Raw genomic sequence first — 23,467 nt, forward strand, 5'->3', positions numbered from 1 at the left:
CATTTCAGAAGTATATAGGGTGAAAATTTTACCAATAAACATTAGGCACCTATGCCATTAACCATTAAATTTGCACGATAAACAATAAACATATGTCACACCATCACCATCCGCATAAAGAAGAAGAAAAGAGCTACGCAGCGTTTTATCTTGTAGCATTGGTTGCCGGCATTTTTGTGGGCGCTATTATAGACAGGGGTTTAATATACGTACCTGTTGGTGGTGTTTTAGGTTTACTAACCGCTGCATTTTTTGTAAATGTATTGGTTAAAGGCCGTGAAAACGTCTGAGAGAAGCGAGCTCCCCTCATTTATACGTAACTGGAACCAGTTTTACACCCTTGTGGTTGTTTGGCTGGTTTTTCTTATTTCTGTATTTTGGCTCATTACTAAATATTTTGAATGAGTCTTACCGACTGGATAGTTCTTGCCGTTACCCTGCTTGCAATTGTTATTTATGGCATCTGGAAAAGCGGCAACAATAAAAATATCGACCAGTTTTTGGTAGGCAACCGCTCTTTGCCGTGGTACCATGTGGGGCTGTCGGTTATGGCTACACAGGCCAGCGCTATAACATTTTTATCGGCTCCGGGACAGGCATATAGCGACGGAATGCGCTTTGTGCAATTTTATTTTGGCCTGCCGCTGGCCATGATTGTGCTGTGCATTACCTTCGTACCTATTTTTCATAAACTCAAGGTATACACCGCTTACGAGTTTTTAGAGCAACGCTTTGATCTTAAAACCCGTGTGCTCACATCATTTTTATTCCTGGTGCAACGGGGCCTGTCAACCGGTATTACTATTTATGCGCCATCTATTATCCTGTCAACCATCCTGCACATAGATACCACTTACACTACCCTCTTTATCGGCGGGCTGGTAATATTTTATACTGTGTATGGTGGCACAAAGGCAGTATCGTACACGCAGTTGCTGCAAATGAGTATCATATTTTCGGGGATGTTTTTTGCAGGCTTTGTGGTAGTAACCTTGCTGCCGGGTAAAGTGGGCTTTGTTGACGCCCTGAAACTGGGTGGCGCGCTGGGTAAAATGAATGTGGTGGACTGGAAATTCGATTCCGACAACAGCTATAATATCTGGAGCGGTATTATCGGGGGCTTTTTTCTGCAGCTATCTTATTTCGGTACCGACCAAAGCCAGGTGGGCCGTTATTTAACAGGCAGCTCAGTAGCGCAAAGCCGTATGGGCCTTATTATGAACGGGCTTATAAAAATACCCATGCAGTTTTTAATACTGCTTATTGGCGTGCTGGTATTCGCTTTTTACCAGTTTAATCGTCCGCCGGTATTTTTTAACAATTACGAAGTAGAGCAGGTGAAAAATAGCAAGTATTCTGCGGAATACACTGCTATTGAACAGCAGCATACGTTGGCGTTTGAGCAGCGAAAAATAGCTGCGCAAAACCTGATCGCTGCTTCTGATGCTGATGACAACGCCAAAATAACCAGTGCACGCAGCGCTTTAAAGATAGCCGACCGGCAAATGCACAGCATACGTGAAAAGGCCATAGGCGTAATGAACAAAAACAGTAGCGTAGCTGATAATAATGACACCAATTACATTTTCCTGACCTTCGTTACGCAATACCTGCCTAAGGGGCTTATAGGTTTACTTATTGCCATAGTTTTTATGGCATCAATGGGTTCTACAGCCAGCGCACTTAATTCCCTAGCTTCTACCACCGTAGTTGATATTTATAAACGGGTCATCAATCCCAACGGAAGTGAAAAAGGCTACCTCAACGCATCGCGCCTAGCCACCGTTTTTTGGGGCCTGGCCAGTATTGGTATGGCGCTTTATGCCAGCAAACTGGGCAATTTGCTTGAGGCGGTAAACCAACTAGGCTCATATATCTATGGGACAATTTTAGGCGTGTTCATTGTGGCTTTTTATATAAAAGCGATCAAGGGACGGGCGGTTTTTACAGCCGCGATAGTTACGGAAATTATTGTTTGCGTAATGGGTTATTATAAAGTTGTAGCTTATTTATGGCTAAACGCCATAGGTTGTTTGCTGGTGATATTGCTTGCTTTTTTAATCGCTTATATAACGCCATTACTCCTGCAAGAAAAAAAGCAAGCTATTGAATAAGCTTTAAAAAATTCATGTTATCAAACGCAATTACGCGGAGATTAAAAAAAAAGCATTGACCACTTTTTTTCTGAGAGTCAATGCTTTTAAAGATTTCAAGTAGATTGGTTCGCCTACCAGAATACCGCGTAAAGCGCAACCAGTATTGCGCATATCAACACAGCCCCTGCGGTAAACGCGCGCGAGGTTTTAAACATTGACGACTCTATCTCCAGGCCGTTTGTTTTTATTCCTCTTGACTCATCTACTTTGGATATAATATACATACCTATAACGCAGAAAGCAAAAACGAATCCCATACGATCAATAAAAGGTATTTCGTAAACGCCGTTGCCCGTATTTTTTGAAAAACCCATAGGCGCCAGCCACGAAAGATCCATCCAAAAAGGCAGGAATTTAAGTAATACCGAGAAACCAAACCCGCCGACAGTGGAGAAAAGCGCCGCATTCGATGAAGCCTTTTTCCAGAAAAACCCAAGGATGAACATGGCGAATATACCCGGCGATACGAAGCCGGTGTACTCCTGTATGTATTGAAAGCCTGACTTACCTTCACCCATCAGAGGATCGCCTAAGGCCAGCGAAAGCACTACACCCAGGAACATTGATACTACAACCGACCATTTACCTAACGTAACCAACTGTTTGTCAGTAGCGTCGGGCTTGATAGCTTTTTTGTAAATGTCTAGTGTAAAAATGGTGGCGATACTATTAGCCTTACCCGCCAACGACGCTACTATAGCCGCTGTTAACGCGGCAAACGAAAGCCCCTTTAACCCAGATGGCAGAAGGTTCAGTAATGATGGGTAAGCTTTATTCGGATCTACTACCCCACTGGCTGTAAGCATTTCCTGCTGGAACTCTCCCTTTTGATAAAGGTAATAAGCAGCAATACCCGGCAACACAACAATAACAGGCATAAGCAGCTTTAAAAAAGCTGCGAATAATATACCAGCACGTGCTGTGTTGAGGTTTGCACCTAATGCACGCTGTGTTATGTATTGATTACAGCCCCAATAGTTTAAGTTGGTTATCCACATACCACCTATTAGAACCGAAAGCCCCGGAAGATCCATATAATGCGGACTGTCCTTTTTAAATATCATGTGGAAATGATCATTTGCCTCGGTATGCAACACGTTGAAGCTCGCCCACATGCCGTCTGCACCTGATTTTTCGCTTATCATATCAAGCGCCAGATATGTAGCAACCAGGCCACCTAATACCAGCACAAATACCTGTATAACATCTGTGTAGCCGATCACTTTCATTCCGCCCAGCGTTATAACAATGGCAAAAAGAGCCAATAAAGTGATACACAGTTCCACAGATAGCCCGGATATACCGCTTATTGCCAGCGCACCCAGGAAAAGTATCGACATCAGGTTAACCACAATGTACAGCATCAGCCAGAAAATAGCCATAATCATGGCTACCGTACCATTATACCGCTGATGCAGGAATTGCGGCATGGTGAATATTTTGTTGCGAAGATATACCGGGATAAAGAATACGGCCACCACAAGCAGTGTAGCTGCTGCCATCCACTCATATGTGGCAATGGCCAGGCCCATAGTATATCCCGAGCCACTCATTCCGATAAATTGCTCGGCAGATATATTGGATGCGATGAGTGACGCGCCAATTGCCCACCATGTTAATGACCCCTCGGCCAAAAAATAATCTTTTGAGGTGGCATCTGCGTTGTGTTTGCGCTTGTACACCCAGTAACCGTATGCTGATACTATGATAAAGTATACAAAGAATACGATGTAATCAGTTGTTCTCATTATTAATTAGGTTAATTTGTCAGTTTGACAATTATAGTTTTTATAATTTGGTTTATCAATAGTACTGATAATTCCCGCAATTTAAAATTTTGCAGGCAATTACAAAGTGTATTATTTACACCTATCAAAATTGGCAACAAAAAAAGGCGGCATAGGGTATGCCGCCTTTAATGTCAACTAGTTATTTATTATAAAATAAACTTGGTGCTCAGGAAGTTTGAGTCATTTTCGTCTACTATGGTATTCAGCAGTTGTTTGTTCGACTCATTTAGCTTTGTAGCTACCAATGAGCGTATAGAGAACGAGCGCAGCGCATCGTGAACAGAGAGCGTACCCTCGGCACTGTCTTTACGGCCTGTGAACGGGAACACATCCGGACCACGCTGACATTGGGCATTTACGTTTACACGGCTTACCAGGCTTACCATTGGGTCTATCAGCGCTGATATCTCTTTGGCGTCATTACTAAATATGCTTACCTGCTGGCCGTGCGGCGAATTGATCTGCCAGTTGATCGGCTCCTCTATTGATTCAAACGGAACAACAGGTATAACAGGCCCAAACTGCTCCTCGCGGTATAGCTTCATCTTTTCGTTTACCGGGTATACTATTGCCGGGTATACAAACGATGCTTCGCTTGCGCCGCCGTTTTCATTGATCACCGACGCGCCGTTAGCTTTGGCATCTTCTATAACTTCTTTCAGGTAGTCGGGCTTATGCGGCTCGGGGAGCGGGGTTAGCTTTACATCTTTATCCCATGGCATACCTAAGGTAAGTTTCGGTATGGCTTCGCTAAGCAGCTTTAAAAATTCATCTGCCACGTCCTTGTGTACGTAAATGATTTTGATAGCTGTGCAACGCTGCCCGTTAAATGACAGCGAACCCAGTATACATTCACTCACCGCCAGCTTCAGGTCGGTATTTTTAGTAATGATGGCGGCATTTTTAGCATCCAAACTCAAAACGGCGCGTAAGCGGTTAACTTTGGGATGACGCTTTTTCAGGTCATTGGCTACCTTACTGCTGCCGATAAAAGCCAGCACATCTATTTTACCACTTGCCATCAGCCCGGGCGTTACTACCGCACCACGACCATAAACCGTGTTGACCACACCTTTAGGGAATGATTCCTGGAACGCTTTTAACAACGGGTAATGTAATAACGAACCGTGTTTCGGTGGTTTAAACAGTATGGTATTGCCCATGATAAGGGCAGGTATCAGCGTGGTGAAGGTTTCGTTTAACGGGTAATTGAACGGGCCCATGCAAAGCACTACCCCTAAAGGTGAACGCCGTACCTGGGCTACCACGCCTTCTTCTATCTCAAAGCGCGAACCCTGACGGTCGATGTCTTTTAACGCTTCAATGGTGGCTAACATGTACTCTACCGTACGGTCAAACTCCTTGGCCGCATCGCCCTGCGATTTGCCTATCTCCCACATGATCAGCTTTACTATCAATGAACGCTGCTCGCCCATCTTGCCGATAAATGTCTCCAGGCTTTTTATACGCTGGTCAACGCTCATCGTTGGCCATTCGCCACGCCCGTTGTTATAGGCCGCCACAGCTGCCTCTAAAGCTTCGCTGGCTTCCTTCTCTGTGCATAAAGGGTACGTGCCGATAAGCTTTCGTTTTAACCCTTCGCTTGTAGGGATGCAAACCGGCGAATATACTTCGCTTACCGGTCCGTCCCATTTACGCATTTCACCGTTGCACAAGTACTCGCGCTGGTGTATCTCATCTATCCTGAAGTCCTCCGGTATCCGGGCTTCTTCTACAAACAGTGATTTAATCTGGTCTTGAAAACTCATTGTAAGTTATTTATTGTTTTTATTATGTTCCCGAAGTTGCTGTCCAACTTTCTCTCTGAGGTCAGTACTTACTATGTATTATGATAAGCGGCGCAAAGTAAAAATTATATTAATAACATTTTCCGCTTATTGTATTTTTTTATGGTTGAACTTGAAAACCCCCTTTGCAATCGATTGCAAAGGTAGTATATTTTTATAATTTGCTGTAATGTGTATTATAAAATTGATTTGCCGTAATCGTCCTACAGGCCAAAATTCCTCCATACCGTTAATCTTATATCCTGCTCCAAAATCAAAGAGCGCAGATCGTCAGCGCGTAAAGTGCCATTTGTCCATCAATTATTTGTATAAACATACTATCAAATAAATACTGGCAATTGATGTCAAAAAACTTGGTTTTTAGTATATAATAACGGTTGATTGCGACAAGGCTAAGTATAATATTTGTTTAGTACCTAAATTGACACCGCAATGCCGTCGAAAAAATTATCACCCGCACAGATCAATGACTACAAGGACAACGGTTATACGGTTGTTAAAGCGTTTTTTAGCAAACGGGAAGTTAGTCGCCTGTATGATGCTGCCCGTGAAAACCATGTTATGACGGATAACACACTTGATTTAAACGACCAAAGCGGTAAAAAAACCCGGCTTTCGTTATGGTTTACCCCGGGAGACGACGTATTCGGCTATATGACGCGCAGCGAAAGGATGATAAGCTGTGCAGCCCAGTTGCTGGGTAATAATAATCCGGTTTGTCATTTCCACTCCAAACTGATGCAAAAAGAACCTAAAGTTGGCGGTGCCTGGGAGTGGCACCAGGATTATGGTTACTGGTATAAGTATCAGTTTATGTATCCCGATCAATTGTTAAGTATTATGGTAGCGCTTACTCCCGCTAATAAACAAAACGGCTGTTTGCAATTGATAAAAGGATCGCACAAAATGGGCAGGATTAACCACGGTTTTGCAGGCGAGCAAATGGGCGCCGATAAGGTTATGGTACAGAACGCGCTTAAAACTATGCCACTGGAGTACGCCGAACTGGAAGCAGGCGACGCTTTGTTTTTCCACAGTAATTTGTTGCACCGGTCAGAAGCGAACTTGTCTGACCACCCGCGGTGGTCAATCATATCATGCTATAACTTACAATCAAACCCGGCATACAATCACGAGCCGTCCACATCCTGGAAAGTACCTGTAGCCGTAGTAGCTGACGAAGCCTTATTAAAGTGGGATGCGACCTCCTCGTCTAATAATGATTTTTTAAAAAAAGAGGACGACCCTGCATTAAAGCAAACAGGCTGGGAACAAGATGCTACGCTGTGATTATTGAATCTTGCCCTTCCAATAAACAAGCCGGTGCGCTGTAGCTTAACCAACAATTATAAGCCCACCTCCCGATTTCTATCAAATAAGTATTTTAAACTGATGCCCCAAACTTCTGAAGCTACAGAAAATCCCAGGTATCGTGTAAACGCGGCAGCACCTGACCTGTTCAACGATATATCAAAACGCTTATTAACGGTTACCCCGGCTTGCAAAGGAAAACTCAACCAAAGATTTTCGAATCGATAGGCAGGCTGATTATAGGGAGCCGTGTTATGCATAGTCATTTTGTTATTTGCATAAATCGAATAGTTGATAGCCGCCCCCGCCCCTATGTAAAACTTAAAGCTTTCCTTGTTGTAGACGTTGTAAATTAATTGCGGTGTAAGTGCCAAATTGTATTGATCAAATGTGTAACTTACATAAGCCTGGGAACTAACCGGCCTGCTAAAATTTGGCTTAACGTAGTGTAAAGATAGTTCGGTTCTAAAAAAAAACTGCTGCACAATCGGGTTGATAAAAAAATCATACCCTGCACTGACCTTTGGCGAATACGTTTTTGAGGGACTTGATTCGGCGAATCGGTTTTCCCCATAAAAAGCTGTATTGATGTAGTTTAGCCCTCCGCCAACAAACAAACGCGAACCCGCTGGCCGGTTCCTATTTTCGGCACCGGTTCCATCTATTAGTTCAAACACTCTGATTAAGTTACCCTCATTAAAGTGCGCTTGTTGTACCGCTCTTAATTTCCTTTTATCGCCGCCGGCATATTTGTTTAATAATAAAGTGAGTTGTCCAATATATATCTTACCTTGAGAAAGCTGTCCATCAGTATTGCGATAGTTGAAGTATTTAAACTCTACAGGTTGCTGCCCTTCCTCCTGGTAAAAAAAGCGATCTTTCGCGCTCTCAATGTGCGCATATAATGCTAAATTATTCCCTTTAAATAGCTGCTTTAGGAAGATAGTATCCAGGCGAGTGGTAGTATCTTTAAAATCATCTATTTCAGGAAAACGGTTACGATTGTTACTTATGTGACCCACATAACTCACATAGTTTGTATACGGAAATATTTGGAAACGGATGATATCAACCGCTTTAAAGCGCAATACGTTTGCACTTTCCATTGATGTTTTAAACGCAATAAACTTAGGGTTGCGTGCCCATTCCCGCGAGTCGATATAACCCCTTAAGGTATCTCCGCTGCTTCTTAAAATATATCCCTTTTTATAATTCGATTGGGAAAAACACGCGAAAGGCAGCAAGGTAAAGGCCAATAGGCCGAATAAGCGCATAAGTGATAAAGTTTATAATAGTAAAAGTAAAAAAAAATTGCTGCAAAAAACAAATGAAAATACCTAGCTAACTACTGGTCGATTTAATAATTTTGTTTTTGATGATAAACGCGATAATTTTTGATCTGGGCGCTGTGCTGATTGATTGGAACCCGGCATATTTATACCGCAAGCTCTTCAATAACGAGGAAGACATAAACAACTTTTTAAAAACTATTTGCACCTCCGACTGGAACGAACAGCAGGATGCAGGCCGCAGCCTGCAGGAAGGCACAGATATTCTTGTTAAACAGTTTCCCCAACATGAAGAAAACATTAGGGCATTTTATGGTAGATGGCCCGAAATGCTGGGCGGGCATATTAACGGCACGGTTAACGTTTTAAAACGTTTGAAAGATAGTGGCAAATATAAAATCTATGCGCTCACCAATTGGAGCGCTGAAACTTTTGGTATAGCAAAGGAAAGATATGATTTTTTACACTGGTTTGATGGCATAGTAGTATCCGGCGAAGAAAAAACGCGCAAACCCTTTCCTGAATTTTACCAAATTTTACTTGACCGATACAGCATTTCACCAGCCGACGCGCTGTTTATTGACGATAATCAACGTAATGTTTTAGCGGCAGAAAAAATGGGCATAAAGTCAATTCACTTTACATCTGCAGAGGATTTGGAAATGACATTAGCAAAATTGCAGGTGTTATAATATGACCTGTATAAGCCTTACAATTAGCCGGTGTCGGCCCAGCGTATCAAAATATCGCTTCCGCGATCTTTCTTGTAGGCCCGGCATTGCTCATGGTATAAAAATGCAAAACAGGTACACCGAACTTAATTAATTCTTTACACTGATTAATCATCCATTCAATACCGGCTTCGCGTACCGCCTTTTCATCCTTACAGGCGTTGATAACGTCGCAAAGATCTTCGGGCATATCAATAAAAAAGGTTTTCGCCAGGCTGCTCAGTTGCTTTGAGTTGGTTATTGGTTTCAAACCCGGAATGATGGGCACATTAATACCATTTGCGCGGCAGCCGTTCACAAAATCAAAATACTTTTGGTTGTCAAAAAACATTTGCGTAACTATAAAGTTGGCACCCATGTCTACCTTTTGCTTTAAGTATTTAAAGTCGGCTTTAAGATTGGGCGCTTCAAAATGCTTTTCAGGATAGCCGGCCACACCTATGCAAAAATTCGTTTTCTCAATACCTTCATAGTCTTCATGCAGATATTTACCATTATTCATGTTAACTACTTGTTGTAATAACTCAGTTGCATAACAATGTCCCCCCTCGGTAGGTATAAAAGTAGCGTCACCCCGGCGAGCGTCGCCGCGCAACACCAACACATTTTCGATACCGAGAAATTGCAGATCTATCAAGGCATTTTCGGTTTCGCCTTTGGTGAACCCGCCGCACAACAAATGCGGAACAGTATCTACTTTATACCTGTTCATGATAGCAGCGCAAATGGCTATAGTACCCGGCCGTTTCCGATAACTCAGTTTTTCAAGTAAGCCGTTCTGATGCTCTTTATAGATATAATCTTCACGTAACGAGGTTACATCAATAAAAGGCGGCTTAAACTCCATCAATGGGTCAATAGCATTATATATACCCTGTATACTCTGCCCTTTTAAAGGCGGTATCAGTTCAAATGAAAAAAGTGTTTTGCCGTTGGCGTTTTCTATGTGTTCGGTTATTTTCATTGTCTAGTATCGAGTATTTAGTATTAAGTAGCAAGTAAACAGCGCACTGCTATATTAAACAGTGAGACTTTTTTGCAAACCGTATATCATTTTTTGTATCTCAGTAATCAGCGCGCCTTTTTCGCCAAGTGTTTGCTGTGTTATATAGGCAAATTCATAGGCTATTATTAGTTGCGTTTCCAGTTCAAATGACGATCCAAGCGCAACATTAAGGAATTGATAAAATTCTTTATTAGACTTCCTGCCGCACCCTTCGGCTATATTTGAGGGGATTGAAATGGCAGCCCGTTTCATTTGGGATGTTAATCCAAATTTTTCTTCATCAGGAAAGGCTTTAGTAAGCTGAAATATTTCCTTGCACATTCCTATTCCAGCTATCCACACCTTTAAGTCTTTAAAATTATGCATTCTTATATCTTGATACTTGACACTTGATACTTGCTACTAACATCAATAATTCAAATTAGGCCCAAGCCATTTCTCTGCTTCTTCCAACGTCTGGCCTTTGCGTTTTGCGTAATCTTCAACCTGGTCCTTGCCAATTTTGCCTAATCCGAAGTAGCGTGCCTGCGGGTGGGCAAAGTAAAATCCGCTAACCGACGCGGCAGGCGTCATCGCCAAGCTTTCGGTAAGGTGCATGTGCGTATTTTTTTCGGCATCAAGCAGTTTGAATAAAGTCAGCTTCTCTGTGTGATCGGGACATGCCGGGTAACCCGGTGCCGGGCGGATACCCTGGTATCGCTCTTTTATCAGTTCGTTATTATCAAGCTGTTCGTCTTTTGCATAGCCCCAATATTCTTTGCGTACCAGTTGGTGCATTTTTTCGGCGAAAGCCTCAGCCAGCCGGTCGGCAAGAGCCTTAGCCATAATGCTGTTATAATCGTCATGGTCTTTTTCAAAAGCGGCTACAAGCTCATCGCAACCAAGTCCGGCAGTCACAGCGAAGCCTCCCCAATAATCAGTTACACCGCTATCTTTTGGTGCTATAAAATCTGACAGCGCATAATACGGTTCATCTTTTGCTTTCTCGGCCTGCTGACGTAAGGTATGTATGCGGGCAATCACATGGCTGCGTGTTTCATCAGCATATAATTCAATATCATCTCCAACACTGTTTGCTGGCCAAAAACCGATTACACCGTTGGCATGTAACAGTTTTTCTTCAACAATCTTTTTAAGCAACACCTGGGCATCCTCAAATAGCTTTTTTGCTTCTGCGCCGACATATTTATCGTCAAATATCTTAGGATAGCTGCCACGTAGCTCCCACGTATGAAAAAAAGGTGTCCAGTCGATATACGGCAGCAACTCTTTTAAAGGGAAAGATTCAAAAACTTTTGTTCCTGTAAATGCCGGCTTATTGGGTATGGCACCGTTAAGGTTAATACTGCACTTCATGCCGCGTGCGTCGGCTATGCTTACAAAGCGCTTATCGTTCTTTTTATTCGCATGCGCTTCCCGCGCCCTGGCGTATTCGTCCTTTATTCCCTGTATATATTCGTCACGCGTATCAGCGTTCATCAGGCTGCTGCAAACAGTTACGCTGCGCGACGCATCTAAAACATGTATAGCTGCGCCCGAATAGTGTGGGGCAACCTTTACAGCGGCGTGGATACGTGAGGTAGTAGCACCGCCTATAATTAGGGGAATGGTAAATCCTTCGCGTTCCATCTCTTTAGCAAAATGCACCATTTCGTCAAGCGAAGGTGTTATCAGCCCACTCAGGCCTATAATGTCCACATCCTGTTTTTTTGCTTCTTCAATTATACGTTGCGCGGGCACCATCACACCCAGGTCAACTACCTCAAAATTATTACAGGCCAGTACCACGCCCACTATGTTTTTACCTATATCGTGCACATCCCCCTTTACAGTGGCCATTAATACCTTGCCGGCATTTTTACGCTGGTCGGCATTGGCGTTATTGCGCTTTTCCTCCTCAATAAATGGCAGCAGGTATGCCACAGCCTTTTTCATTACGCGGGCGGACTTTACTACCTGCGGCAAAAACATTTTGCCCGAACCGAAAAGGTCGCCTACAATGTTCATACCGTCCATTAACGGACCTTCTATCACGTCTAACGGCTTAGGATATTTTTGGCGGGCCTCTTCTACGTCGGCATCCAGGTATTCAATAATACCTTTTACCAATGCGTGCGATAAACGCTTTTCAACCGGGTCATTACGCCATTCTTCATCGCGAATTATTTCTTTGCCTTTGCTTTTTATGGTATCGGCATACTCTACCAATCGCTCGGTGGCATCAGCTCGTCTATTCAGCAACACATCTTCAACCAGTACCAGTAACTCCTTCGGTATCTCTTCATACACCTCAAGCATACCGGCATTAACTATGCCCATATCCAGCCCGGCTTTTATAGCATGGTACAAAAATGCCGAGTGCATAGCTTCGCGCACTACGTTATTACCGCGGAACGAAAACGAAATATTACTTACTCCCCCACTCACTTTGGCATAAGGCAGGTTCTGCTTTATCCAGCGGGTAGCCTCAATAAAATCAACCGCGTAATTGTTATGTTCTTCCAGGCCGGTTGCCACGGTTAGAATATTTGGATCAAAAATAATATCCTGCGGTGGAAAGCCTACCTCGTTAACCAATATATCGTATGACCTCTTACATATGTCTATGCGGCGTTGCAGCGAGTCCGCCTGGCCTGTTTCGTCAAATGCCATTACTACGGCAGCCGCACCATAGGCTAAAATTTTTCGAGCGTACTCTTTAAATTTCTCTTCGCCTTCTTTTAAAGAAATGGAGTTTACAATGCCTTTTCCCTGCAGGCATTTCAAGCCGGCCTCCAGCACCGTCCATTTAGACGAATCGACCATGATGGGCAATTTGGCAATATCCGGCTCTGATGCTACGAGGTTTAAAAATTTCACCATCACGGCCTCCGAGTCTATCATACCCTCGTCCATGTTGATGTCAATCACCTGGGCACCGCCCTCCACCTGTTGGCGTGCAACGGTAAGCGCTGCCTCATAATCCTCGGCAAGTATAAGCTTGCTAAACTTTGGCGAGCCGGTGATATTTGTACGTTCGCCAACATTTACAAAGTTTGTTTCAGGTGTTAAGGTAACTGCCTCAAGGCCGCTTAAGCGCAGATATGGCGCTATTTGCGGTATGCGGCGCGGCTCAAATTTAGCTGCTTTGTCGGCTATACACTTGATATGCTCAGGGGTAGTACCGCAACAGCCTCCCACGATATTTACCAGTCCTGATCGTATAAAGTCGTCAACCTGATGTGCGGTTTCGTGCGGGGTTTCATCATAAGCTCCAAATTCGTTAGGTAAGCCCGCGTTAGGATATGCTGATATAAAAACGTCCGCCTTTTCTGATAGCTCCTCAAGGTAAGGCCGCATATCTTTTGCACCTAACGCACAATTAAGTCCTACCGATAGTAGGTTGGCATGGCGCACGGAGTTCCAAAAAGCCTCAACCGTTTGGCCTGACAAGGTGCGGCCTGATGCATCGGTAATGGTTCCTGATATCATCACCGGCAGCCCATCAGCCCCCCCTCTGAACCTCCCTTCAATAGCGGGCGACTTTTTAAGCTCCTCCATATAACGTTGGATAGCAAAAAGCGCAGCCTTGGCATTCAGGGTATCAAAAATGGTTTCAACAAGTAACAGGTCTGAGCCACCGTCAACCAATCCCTTTACCTGTTCGTAATAAGCATCTGCAAGATCATCAAAACTTACTGCACGATAACCCGGATCATTTACATCCGGTGATATAGATGCTGTACGGTTAGTGGGGCCTATAGCGCCTGCTACAAAGCGCGGTTTACCCGGTGTTTTTAAATTATATTCGTCAACTACCTCGCGGGCTATACGGGCACCTTCGTAACTCATCTCGTACGCCAACTCCTCCATATTATAATCAGCCAGCGAGATACGTTGCGTGCTGAAGGTGTTGGTTTCAATGATATCTGCCCCGGCGTCCAGGTATTCTTTATGAATAGCCTTGATCACATCCGGGCGCGTTATGTTCAGCAGGTCGTTATTACCTTTAAGATCACACACATGACCGCGAAAGCGCTCACCGCGAAAATCCTGTTCGGTGAGTTGATACCGCTGTATCATGGTACCCATGGCACCGTCAATTACCAGTATACGTTGTTGTAGTTCTTTTTTAATATCCATTTTGTAGCAAGTAGCGGGTATCAAGTATCAAGTGCAAAAAGTTGTATATGATTCGTTAGCGCAAATAACACAGAGTAATCTTATTACTTAATACTAACTACTTGATACTAAATACAGCTTATCTCGAAAAGTCGGGCATGGTGTTGACTTTCGCTTATCTTTCCTAACATGCCACCGGCTTTGTTAAGTAGAATGTAGCACCTTGTAAAGTTACAGGTTGCTAAGACTTCGCAGGGTCTAATCCCTCCGTCTTTCTCCATAAGCAACGCAAAGGTGCATAATAATATTTTGATGTGCAATAGGGCTTAATTATTTTAGACGTGATAACAGGAACATTGGATATGGACAATTACTTACAAGCCAAATTGCTGGATAATTATAACTTTATGCCATCGTCTGATTTTATTACATTTACACCCGCCACTTGCTGCGCACGCTAAACACTTTGTAAAAAATGTGTCCAACTAAAACTACTATCGCACACATAAAACATAACAACGCAGACGGCAGCCCCGCGCACCCTGAGTTGCAACAGCCCAAAGATTCCGCCGTCTTCCCTTCCAGAGACAGACACATCGACGCTTTAAAAGGGTTTTTGATTGTACTCGTTGTTTTAGGGCACATTCCTTACGCCAGCTTTTTTTCTGATAAAACCAGTTGGCAATATATATGGGTGGATAGCGCTATTTCCGGCCTGCACATGAACTTCTTCCGGATGCCGTTATTCCTGGCGGTTGGGGTTCTTTTTATCCCGGCGCTTTCAAAGCGATTTGTTAAAAAAATAGCCATTGCCTTACTCATACCATATGTTATATGGATATTGCAACCAACAATTATATACGATCCGGCACGCGACCTTATAAACGCTATTGGCAGGTTTAAAGATCTTTTAAAGGGCAACTACCAGGCATTGGTGAGTATACTGTGGTTTTTACCTGCCTTGTTTTCATGTAAGGTAATATTTTCATTTGCCAAACTGGCCAATAACAAAATAGCCACCTGGTCAAAATCAAAAAAATACGCTTTGTATGGTGTTTTGGGAGCATTATGGTGTGTTTATTTCGCTCTTACACGTAAAATAGCCGTATTGCACTGTTTGGGTAAAATACCTTTTGGCATAGATATAGCCTTGTACCTGATACCAATGTTTATCGCTATTATAGCAGTATACAGGCACCGTGCGTATTTACTTAAACTGCACGTCATTATAATTTTACTTATAGCTGCCGGTGCAACGCAATTAATTGTTTATGTAGAACCAATAAAAACGCTTACCAGCTTTCATGAACGGATAGATCTGGCGCAGTACAGTGTACCATATAATTTTTTTGGCTATGTGGGCATGGTGGTTCTTTCAGGGGCCATACTTATGCTGGCCTACAAACTAAAAAGCGGTGCAGTTTTGAAGCTGTTATCATACGTAGGCACGTATAGCTTCCCGATTTACATCCTGCACTTCAAAATTTTAAAAGACATTTTTTTAAGGTTTGATGGCGCCGCTTCATCCTTAAGTCCGTCGGTAGCAGTATTGGCCTTATTTGGCACTCAGTTAACCGCTATAGTATTACCTATCATATTCTCTAAAATACTGATGTATTTATCAACTGATTTCCGGTATGCCGGTTTTGTAAAATAACTGGCTGTGAACAAAAATGGCCACCCCAATTAATGAAGCGGCCAGTTATGTTGAAGTCTACTTATTTATCTGCGGTTACCGCCAAACACACGCAACAGCATAATAAACAAGTTAATAAAATCGAGATATAATGTTAAAGCACCCATAATGGCAGCTTTTTTTGTTGAGGTCTCTCCGTATTCTAAACCAGCACCAATGCGCTTTAACTTTTGAACATCGTAAGCAGTTAAGCCTACAAACACGGCCACCCCTACATAGCTAATAATCATGTTTAAACCGCTGCTACCTAAAAACAAGTTTACCACCGATGCGATAATGATACCTATTAAAAGCATAGTAAGCAGTGCACCAAACTTGGTAAGGTCGGTAGGTGTGGTGTAACCCGCTACAGCCATTACGCCGAATACAACCGATGTAGTGATAAAAGTGCCATAAACCATACCCGCAGTATAAAACCCTATTATGAAGCTTAAACTTACTCCCATTATAACGGCAAATGCCAGAAAAAAAGCAATAAGCAGCGGAAAAGAAAGCCTGCTAAACGCTAACGACATAGTAAATATAAAACCAAGCGGAGCGAACATTACAAACGTACTTAAACCTGTACGCTGCCCGGTGATAGGGTCTACCAGGAAATTACGTAATGATTGATCTGTAGCGAATACCCAAGCGCATGCTGCTGAAATTGCTAAGGCTACAAACATCCAAAGAAATACGTTGGCTATAAATTTACGCGAAGCGTCTGCATCTTCAATTTGTACTACGTTTTCATCATAAACGTATTCAGTCATATTATTATCCATGTTGTTTTGATTCATTTTTATACAAGATTATACATTCAGGCTGTATAAAGCAAGCAGCACTGTTGTATTATTCATATTACCAACGCAGCAATTTATGATATTTAATCAGTTTAATCTTTTAGTCAGCTGCTCCTCTACTTTCTTAAATACCTGTATGGGCTTTAAACCGCGCCATGATATCTCGTCAAGTTCTCCGCCGAAATTTATGTAGTAATCAATATTGTTCCGCTTGAATTCTTCTATAACATGTTCTCTGAAATTTATCCCTGCTATCCAGCCATCCTCCACGTCCTGAAACCACTCTTCGTAATAACAATCATCGGACGAATGAAAATTAAGCACGTTTTCGCCAATTAAAATAAACTTGTTCAAGCCAGCATCCATCATCAGTTCAAGCATCTCGCGCTTCATCAGCATAATATCGTTGTTAATAGCATCATTCCATTCGCCAATAAGCTCAATAATAGCATAACCGCGTTCGTAATCGGCAAAAATCACCTTCAGGTAAAGCGTATTTGAGCCAAAGGTATCCCACTGCGGATGCAGCAGGTAATTGTATATCTGTTTGTCAAATTCAAACTCACTGTATTGCGTGGCATAAAAAGGCGAATATTCGTCTTCGGACGCTACATAATCATCACGCCAGCGGTAGTATGGTTCTATTTCGTGCATTATTCCTCCGGCCTCCTTCGCAAGAGGCGAAATACCTATTTATCTTATCTGGTCCATTGTTAGTATATTAACGGTGGCGCCAGCAACTATTTTCTACTCATCGCAGCATCAACGGCCAGCCTTACGCTGCCATGCTTTTTCAGTAACTCCGCGGCTTCCAGCTCGCCCAGGCCGGTTTCATCCATTACCATGTGCGTACCACGGTCAATCAGCTTATGATTTGATAACTGCATATCAACCATTTTATTACCTTTTACATGCCCCAACTGTATCATTACGCTTGTGGTGAGCATATTTAATACCAGCTTTTGAGCGGTGCCGGCTTTCATTCGGGTAGATCCGGTTAAAAACTCAGGCCCCGTAACTACCTCAACGGGATATTGCGCCGCAGCAGCAACCGGGCTGCCGCTATTACATACTATGCATCCCGTAATCAAACCGTTCGCGTTAGCTGCCTCCAGCCCACCTATCACGTAAGGGGTACGCCCAGAAGCGGCTATACCTACTAAAACATCTTTGCCGGAAATATCATATTGCTCAAGATCTTTCCAGGCCTGTTTATCATCGTCTTCGGCAAACTCAACCGCCTTGCGTATGGCACCATCGCCACCGGCAATAATGCCTACTACCATATCAAACGGCACGCCGAATGTTGGCGGACACTCTGATGCATCAACAACACCTAAACGCCCGCTGGTACCTGCACCGATATAAAAAAGCCTGCCACCCGCCCTCATTTTACCGGCAATGGCAAGGGCAAGGGCCTCTACCTGGGGCAATGCCTTTTCAACAGCCCTAGGCACGGTTTGATCTTCCTTGTTAATGTTTTGCAATATCTCTTTTACTGACATTTGCTCAAGGTGATTATAGTGCGAATTCTGCTCGGTGGTAGCTTCCATTATTTTACGTTTTGATGAGACAAAAATCGGTAAAAAACATCAAATACTATAACCCGATAATTACCAGTTATACTGCGTATTACCTATCTTTGCGCAAGCACTGCATGAAAAAAACCGCTTCGATAATTTTCCGTTCAGCCCTACTTGTTTTTTTAGGCGTGCTTTTGGGTGTTTTCATCAGCCGTGACGACCTTAGCGAACAATTGCCGGTTTTTTCATTTAAACGGGCCGATAAAATGTCAAAGGTGCTGCAACTGGTGCAGTATAATTATGTTGACTCGGTAGATGTGGACAGCATTGAAGGAGCTACTGTACATGAACTACTGCAAAAGCTGGACCCGCACTCACTTTACCTGCCGCCACGACAAGCTACCGAGGTAAACGAGCGGCTGGAAGGCGGCTTTACAGGCCTGGGGATTGAATACCGTTTGCTGCGCGATACCTTTGTAATTACACAAATATACCCCGGCAGCCCGGCGGCAAAGGCCGGCTTAATGGGTGGTGCAAAAATTATTGCGGTTAATCATAAAAAGTTTTCGGGCACGGGCTTAACCGAAGCGGGTATTGATAAGCTTTTAAAAGGAAGCAAAACCGCCCCGTTATATTTTTCGGCACTGCTGCCCGGCGACTACCAAACCAAAAAAACATTTTCCCTGAAACCCGGCCCTGTTGCCTTAAGCAGCCTCGACGCGGCATACATTGCGGCTGACAATATCGGGTATATCAAGATAAGTAAGTTTGCTTCTACTACGGATGCTGATTTCAGAAAAGCTTTAGCCGACCTGAAAATTCAGGGCATGAAAAAACTGGTACTGGACCTGCGGGGCAATGGCGGAGGATATCTGAATACGGCCACGGCACTGGCAGACGAGTTTTTACCTTCGGGGAAACTGATAGTATACACCAAAGGGGTACATGAACCCCGCACAGATTACTTTGCTACCGATTCCGGCAGATTTGAAACCGGCAAACTGGCCGTACTTATTGACGAATATTCAGCTTCCGCCAGCGAGATACTGGCCGGTGCACTGCAAGACCTTGACCGTGCTACCATAGTTGGCAGGCGCTCATTTGGCAAAGGCCTGGTACAGCAGCAATTTCCGTTTGATGACGGATCTGCTGTGAATCTTACGGTTGCCCGGTACTATACCCCATCAGGCCGTTCAATACAAAAATCATACAGTCATGGTATAGAAAGCTACCGCAATGAATTGGCGGAGCGGATGAGAAAGGGCGAGTTATTTTCAGCAGAAAGTAACCTTAACGACAGCCTGTTTACGAAACAATCGCCTTACCGTACGTCAACAGGTAAAAAAGTTTTTAGCGGCGGTGGTATAATGCCTGACATTTTTATCCCGGCGGACACAACTACAAATAGTGTACTGGTAAATCAATTGCTTGAAAAGCAAATTTTTGATGAATATGTGATAGACAGGATGCAGCCACTGCTGCAAACTTATGTACATGCCGATCAGTTTGTGAAGAACTTTGACGTTACCGATAAGACATTTGCAGATTTTTTACAATATGCCGGCCCCTTGCTAAAAGATGTTAAACTTCAGGATATAAAAAACTCAAAGCCGGAGATAGGCACGTTACTAAAAGCCCATGCCGCGCGTTTTAAATGGGGCAACACTTTCTACTATCAAACTATTAATAGCAACGATATGGCCTTGATGAAGGCTATTACAGCTGTTAAATAATTAGCCCGCTTAATCCGTTTCCGAAGGATATTTCAAACAAACCTTAAAGCTTGCCTTTTTGGTGAGGTTGGATGACGAGCTTTTTACTTTTGCCTGAACCAAACCTGTATTGGCGCACCCGAAAAATCAAAGTTCTCCCGCAGCTTGTTTTCAATAAAGCGATAGTATGGTTCTTTTACATATTGCGGTAAATTGCAAAAGAAAGCAAACATAGGCGACACACCATGTATCTGGGTAATGAACTTTATTTTTACATACTTACCCTTAAGCGATGGCGGCGGGTAATTTTCAATTATAGGCAGCATTACGTCGTTTAGTTTTGAAGTTGGGATTTTACGTGCCCGGTTCTCATAAACCTTATTGGCAACATCAATTACCTTTAACACGCGCTGCTTTTCGGTTACTGATGTAAAAACAATTGGCACATCGGTAAAAGGCGCAATTTTCTGGCGTATCTGATCTTCAAAAACCTTTACGGTTTTATTATTTTTTTCAATCAGGTCCCACTTGTTAACCACTATCATAAGGCCTTTCTTGTTCTTTTCGGCCAAGTGAAAAATATTGATATCCTGTGATTCGATACCCTCAACAGCATCTATCATTAGTATCACTACGTCAGCCTCTTCAAGCGCCTTAATGGTACGCATTACCGAATAAAATTCGATATTCTCTTTTACCTTTGTTTTCTTACGCAGCCCGGCGGTATCAATCAGCATAAAATCATGCCCGTACTGGTTGTAGTGTATATGTATCGAATCGCGGGTTGTACCGGCAATAGGGGTTACAATATTTCTTTCCTTACCTATCAACGCGTTAATAATGGAGGATTTACCCACATTGGGCCGACCGACAATGGCATATTTAGGCAGGGCATTTTCTTCAACCGGCTCATCTTCAAAATGCTTCAGCATATCATCAAGTAACTCGCCCGTACCCGAACCCGTCATGGATGAAATGTTGTAAATTTCGCCCAGGCCTAAACTGTAAAATATAGCCGCGTCACTTTGCAGCATATTGTTATCCACCTTGTTTACAACTACAAATACAGGTTTTTTACTACGGCGTAGCAGTGCAGCTATCTCGTCGTCAAGGTCGGTAACGCCGGTGGTAACATCAACCATAAATAAAATTACGGTTGCTTCTTCAATAGCAATTACCACCTGCTCACGTATGGCAGCCTCAAACACATCTTCTGAGTGGGCTACATACCCTCCGGTATCTATTACAGTGAATGTACGGTCGGTCCACTCGGCCACGCCGTAGTGCCTGTCGCGCGTAACGCCGCTAAAGTCGTCAACAATGGCCTTGCGTGTTTCAGTTAAACGGTTATATAAAGTTGATTTGCCTACGTTGGGCCTGCCCACTATAGCTACTATGTTACTCATTTTTGTATAAAATCAAGAGTTAAGATGCAAGAATCAAGATAAGATTTTGTTCACATCTTTTCCAGACCGTTAATTATTTTTAAAGTTCAAAAGACTGGAACCAGTTTGCATCTTAATTCTTGGTTCTTGTCTCTTGATTCTTCTATTCGTACCCAAATTGCTTCAGGTAATTTTTTTTGCTGCGCCAGTCGGGTATAACTTTTACAAACATTTCTAAAAACACTTTACGCTGAAAAAACTCTTCCATATCCAGCCTGGCATATTTACCAACAATTTTCAGCATGTCGCCGTTTTTGCCTATCAGTATATTTTTCTGCGAGTCGCGCTCTACTATAATTTCGGCGCTGATGCGGTGCAGTGTTTCACCCTCTTTAAATGCGGTTACTATAACCTCGGTGCTGTAAGGTATTTCCTTTTTGTATTGCTTAAATATTTGGGCACGTATCATTTCCGAAGCAAAAAACCGATCGTTACGATCAGTAAGGGCATCCTTTTCATAATACGCCGGATGCTCGGGCATACTCTCCACAATATAGTCTAAAAAACCCTTTGTATCGTGCATGTGCAACGCCGATATGGCAAATACCGCTTTTGGATTCAGCTTTTCCTGCCAGTAGGCTACCTTCTGTTTTACTGTTTCTTCGTCCGATTGATCTATTTTATTTACCAATACCACCAGTGGCGCTAAAGAGCCCTGCAGTTTTTCAAGCACCTCGCCCTCGTCATATTTTTCGTTAATATCAGTCATTAACAATATCAGGTCGGCATCTACTATGGAGCCTTCTACCTGGTGCATCATACTCTCGTGCAAAGCATAGTGCGGTTTGATTATGCCGGGAGTGTCTGAAAAAACTACCTGGTAATCGTCGCTGTTTACAATACCCAGTATACGATGCCGCGTTGTTTGGGCCTTAGGCGTAATGATAGACATCTTCTCGCCTACCAGGTTATTCATAAGGGTTGACTTACCCGCATTGGGTTTACCTATTATACTTACAAAACCTGCCTTATGACCCATAAAAAAAATAATTAAAATATTATTTGGACTGCAAAGAAACGAATTATATCTTTGCAGTCCAATTTAAAGGCAACACAAAATGCTTTTTACTAATTGGAACGCCTTTCCGGGGTTATGACGGAAAGAGACAATATATAAAACACAGTGCGGGATGGAGCAGTTGGTAGCTCGTCGGGCTCATAACCCGAAGGTCGTAGGTTCGAGTCCTGCTCCCGCTACCGAAGAAAGCCTTTAGTGAAAACTGAAGGCTTTTTTTATGGGCGGAGGTATAGATTTGTGCTTAAACGAAGGTTTAGTCGCTTATCATTTGTCGAAGTTGATCGTCGGATGAGGTACAGCACGAGGTACACAAAAAGTCTTCGAGGTACACTACTTTAAATCTTGTAATTACCTGTTTATCAGTAATTAGTATCGGTTCTCTGATTTATCCATTTTTAATCAGTACAACCAAGTGGTACACAACATTCACATCCTGTACTTTCTCTACAGGTCAAAGACAAATGAAAAAGGCACAATGCCAATCTTCTGCCGACTCACTTTAAACGGCAAGCGCAAGCAATTCTCAACAGGCTTTTTTATCAAGGAAGGAAATTGGAACGGTCAAACACAGCGCCATCGAGGCACTTCAGTAGATTCACAGCACGTAAATATCGGACTGGAATCTATCCGGGTTAAACTTTTAAAAGCGCATGATGCAATCTCAAAAAACAATTCAAGCTTCACAGTAGAGCATGTTTATAACCGGTATGCCGAACGAGACAAGGAGTACAAATCGTTATTGCAGGCTTTTGAATATCACAATGAGAAAATGAAGGAACTTGTAGGTAAGGACTATGTTAAAGCCACTTATGACAAATTTGTTGTAATACAGAATCACATAGAAGACTTTATAAAGTTTGTTTACAACCTTACCGATTACCCATTGGTGGAAGTCAAACTAAAGTTCCTGCATGACCTTGATCATTATCTCAAAGTAACTAAAGGTCATAATCAGAACACAATTAATAAAGTTGTATAATACGGAGAAGTTGACCAGGTGATTCCGTGGCAAATTGACCACCCAAAGTGCTGGCGAACGAGCGCAGCAAACGCTGTAGAAGCGTTGTCAAAAGTAGTTATTTAAAGATGATTTTCCAGA

Annotated in this window: 18 protein-coding genes, 1 tRNA gene and 1 riboswitch; of the genes, 8 read left to right on the top strand and 11 right to left on the bottom strand. The window is 43.0% G+C overall.

The window, feature by feature from the left end; genetic code table 11:
- The first annotated feature begins 92 nt into the window (after nt 1-92).
- Both DJ568_RS16350 and DJ568_RS16355 read left to right on the top strand, forming a co-directional pair.
- Entirely contained in the window at nt 93-290 is a 198-nt protein-coding gene (locus tag DJ568_RS16350; protein WP_114006379.1) for a hypothetical protein, read from the top strand.
- Nucleotides 291-401: 111 nt separating this feature from the next.
- A complete protein-coding gene (locus tag DJ568_RS16355) occupies nt 402-2,114 on the top strand; it encodes a sodium:solute symporter (protein WP_114006380.1) in 1,713 nt (570 codons plus the stop codon).
- 113 nt (nt 2,115-2,227) lie between these two features.
- Here the strand turns inward: DJ568_RS16355 and DJ568_RS16360 are convergent, their stop codons facing one another.
- Nucleotides 2,228-3,904 carry a sodium/sugar symporter gene (locus DJ568_RS16360; RefSeq protein ID WP_114006381.1) on the bottom strand — a complete coding sequence of 559 codons (1,677 nt, stop codon included), beginning with the start codon at nt 3,902-3,904 and terminating at the stop codon, nt 2,228-2,230.
- Between the two features lie 188 nt (nt 3,905-4,092).
- Nucleotides 4,093-5,715, bottom strand: a complete 1,623-nt coding sequence (locus DJ568_RS16365) for an NADP-dependent glyceraldehyde-3-phosphate dehydrogenase (protein ID WP_114006382.1) — start codon at nt 5,713-5,715, stop codon at nt 4,093-4,095.
- A 471-nt stretch (nt 5,716-6,186) separates the two neighbouring features.
- On the opposite strand from DJ568_RS16365, the gene DJ568_RS16370 reads away from it, so the two are divergent.
- Nucleotides 6,187-7,044 (top strand): phytanoyl-CoA dioxygenase family protein, encoded by an 858-nt coding sequence (locus tag DJ568_RS16370; RefSeq protein ID WP_114006383.1) that lies wholly within the window; start codon nt 6,187-6,189, stop codon nt 7,042-7,044.
- Nucleotides 7,045-7,100: 56 nt separating this feature from the next.
- Here the strand turns inward: DJ568_RS16370 and DJ568_RS16375 are convergent, their stop codons facing one another.
- A complete protein-coding gene (locus DJ568_RS16375; RefSeq protein WP_114006384.1) occupies nt 7,101-8,339 on the bottom strand; it encodes a hypothetical protein in 1,239 nt (412 codons plus the stop codon).
- A gap of 101 nt (nt 8,340-8,440) precedes the next feature.
- Between DJ568_RS16375 and DJ568_RS16380 the strand changes: the two genes are divergently transcribed.
- Nucleotides 8,441-9,046, top strand: a complete 606-nt coding sequence (locus tag DJ568_RS16380) for an HAD family hydrolase (RefSeq protein WP_114006385.1) — start codon at nt 8,441-8,443, stop codon at nt 9,044-9,046.
- A 46-nt stretch (nt 9,047-9,092) separates the two neighbouring features.
- On the opposite strand, the gene metF is transcribed toward DJ568_RS16380, so the two are convergent.
- Genes metF through metH form a run of 3 tightly spaced genes read right to left on the bottom strand, consistent with a single transcriptional unit; the run spans nt 9,093 to nt 14,213 of the window.
- Complete coding sequence (gene metF, locus DJ568_RS16385; RefSeq protein WP_114006386.1) at nt 9,093-10,049, bottom strand: methylenetetrahydrofolate reductase [NAD(P)H]; 957 nt, start codon at nt 10,047-10,049, stop codon at nt 9,093-9,095.
- 54 nt (nt 10,050-10,103) lie between these two features.
- Nucleotides 10,104-10,457: a four helix bundle protein gene (locus DJ568_RS16390; protein WP_114006387.1), complete on the bottom strand. Its 354-nt coding sequence runs from the start codon at nt 10,455-10,457 to the stop codon at nt 10,104-10,106.
- A gap of 42 nt (nt 10,458-10,499) precedes the next feature.
- On the bottom strand, nt 10,500-14,213 hold the full coding sequence (gene metH / locus DJ568_RS16395; RefSeq protein WP_114006388.1) for a methionine synthase: 3,714 nt from the start codon (nt 14,211-14,213) through the stop codon (nt 10,500-10,502).
- A gap of 151 nt (nt 14,214-14,364) precedes the next feature.
- Nucleotides 14,365-14,478: riboswitch (SAM riboswitch) on the bottom strand.
- A gap of 189 nt (nt 14,479-14,667) precedes the next feature.
- Here metH and DJ568_RS16400 point away from each other — a divergent pair.
- Nucleotides 14,668-15,849: an acyltransferase family protein gene (locus DJ568_RS16400; RefSeq protein WP_114006389.1), complete on the top strand. Its 1,182-nt coding sequence runs from the start codon at nt 14,668-14,670 to the stop codon at nt 15,847-15,849.
- Between the two features lie 65 nt (nt 15,850-15,914).
- On the opposite strand, the gene DJ568_RS16405 is transcribed toward DJ568_RS16400, so the two are convergent.
- The 3 genes from DJ568_RS16405 to murQ form a co-directional block, all read right to left on the bottom strand.
- The gene (locus tag DJ568_RS16405) at nt 15,915-16,667 is read right to left on the bottom strand and encodes a Bax inhibitor-1/YccA family protein (RefSeq protein WP_233496707.1); all 753 of its coding nucleotides are present in this window, start codon (nt 16,665-16,667) and stop codon (nt 15,915-15,917) included.
- A 90-nt stretch (nt 16,668-16,757) separates the two neighbouring features.
- Entirely contained in the window at nt 16,758-17,324 is a 567-nt protein-coding gene (locus DJ568_RS16410; RefSeq protein ID WP_114006390.1) for a hypothetical protein, read from the bottom strand.
- A gap of 86 nt (nt 17,325-17,410) precedes the next feature.
- Complete coding sequence (murQ, locus tag DJ568_RS16415) at nt 17,411-18,223, bottom strand: N-acetylmuramic acid 6-phosphate etherase (protein WP_114006391.1); 813 nt, start codon at nt 18,221-18,223, stop codon at nt 17,411-17,413.
- A 104-nt stretch (nt 18,224-18,327) separates the two neighbouring features.
- Here murQ and DJ568_RS16420 point away from each other — a divergent pair, with 104 nt between their 5' ends.
- Nucleotides 18,328-19,926, top strand: a complete 1,599-nt coding sequence (locus DJ568_RS16420; protein WP_158534961.1) for a S41 family peptidase — start codon at nt 18,328-18,330, stop codon at nt 19,924-19,926.
- Between the two features lie 83 nt (nt 19,927-20,009).
- On the opposite strand, the gene der is transcribed toward DJ568_RS16420, so the two are convergent.
- Both der and era read right to left on the bottom strand, forming a co-directional pair.
- The gene (gene der, locus DJ568_RS16425; RefSeq protein WP_114006393.1) at nt 20,010-21,311 is read right to left on the bottom strand and encodes a ribosome biogenesis GTPase Der; all 1,302 of its coding nucleotides are present in this window, start codon (nt 21,309-21,311) and stop codon (nt 20,010-20,012) included.
- 142 nt (nt 21,312-21,453) lie between these two features.
- On the bottom strand, nt 21,454-22,329 hold the full coding sequence (gene era, locus DJ568_RS16430; RefSeq protein WP_114006394.1) for a GTPase Era: 876 nt from the start codon (nt 22,327-22,329) through the stop codon (nt 21,454-21,456).
- Nucleotides 22,330-22,474: 145 nt separating this feature from the next.
- On the opposite strand from era, the gene DJ568_RS16435 reads away from it, so the two are divergent.
- Together DJ568_RS16435 and DJ568_RS16440 are read left to right on the top strand one after the other, a co-directional pair.
- A tRNA-Met gene (locus tag DJ568_RS16435) sits at nt 22,475-22,547 on the top strand.
- A 233-nt stretch (nt 22,548-22,780) separates the two neighbouring features.
- Nucleotides 22,781-23,347: a phage integrase SAM-like domain and Arm DNA-binding domain-containing protein gene (locus DJ568_RS16440; protein WP_262510688.1), complete on the top strand. Its 567-nt coding sequence runs from the start codon at nt 22,781-22,783 to the stop codon at nt 23,345-23,347.
- Nucleotides 23,348-23,467: the final 120 nt, after the last annotated feature.

Source organism: Mucilaginibacter hurinus (assembly GCF_003324525.1).
GTDB classification, from domain to species: Bacteria; Bacteroidota; Bacteroidia; order Sphingobacteriales; family Sphingobacteriaceae; genus Mucilaginibacter; species Mucilaginibacter hurinus.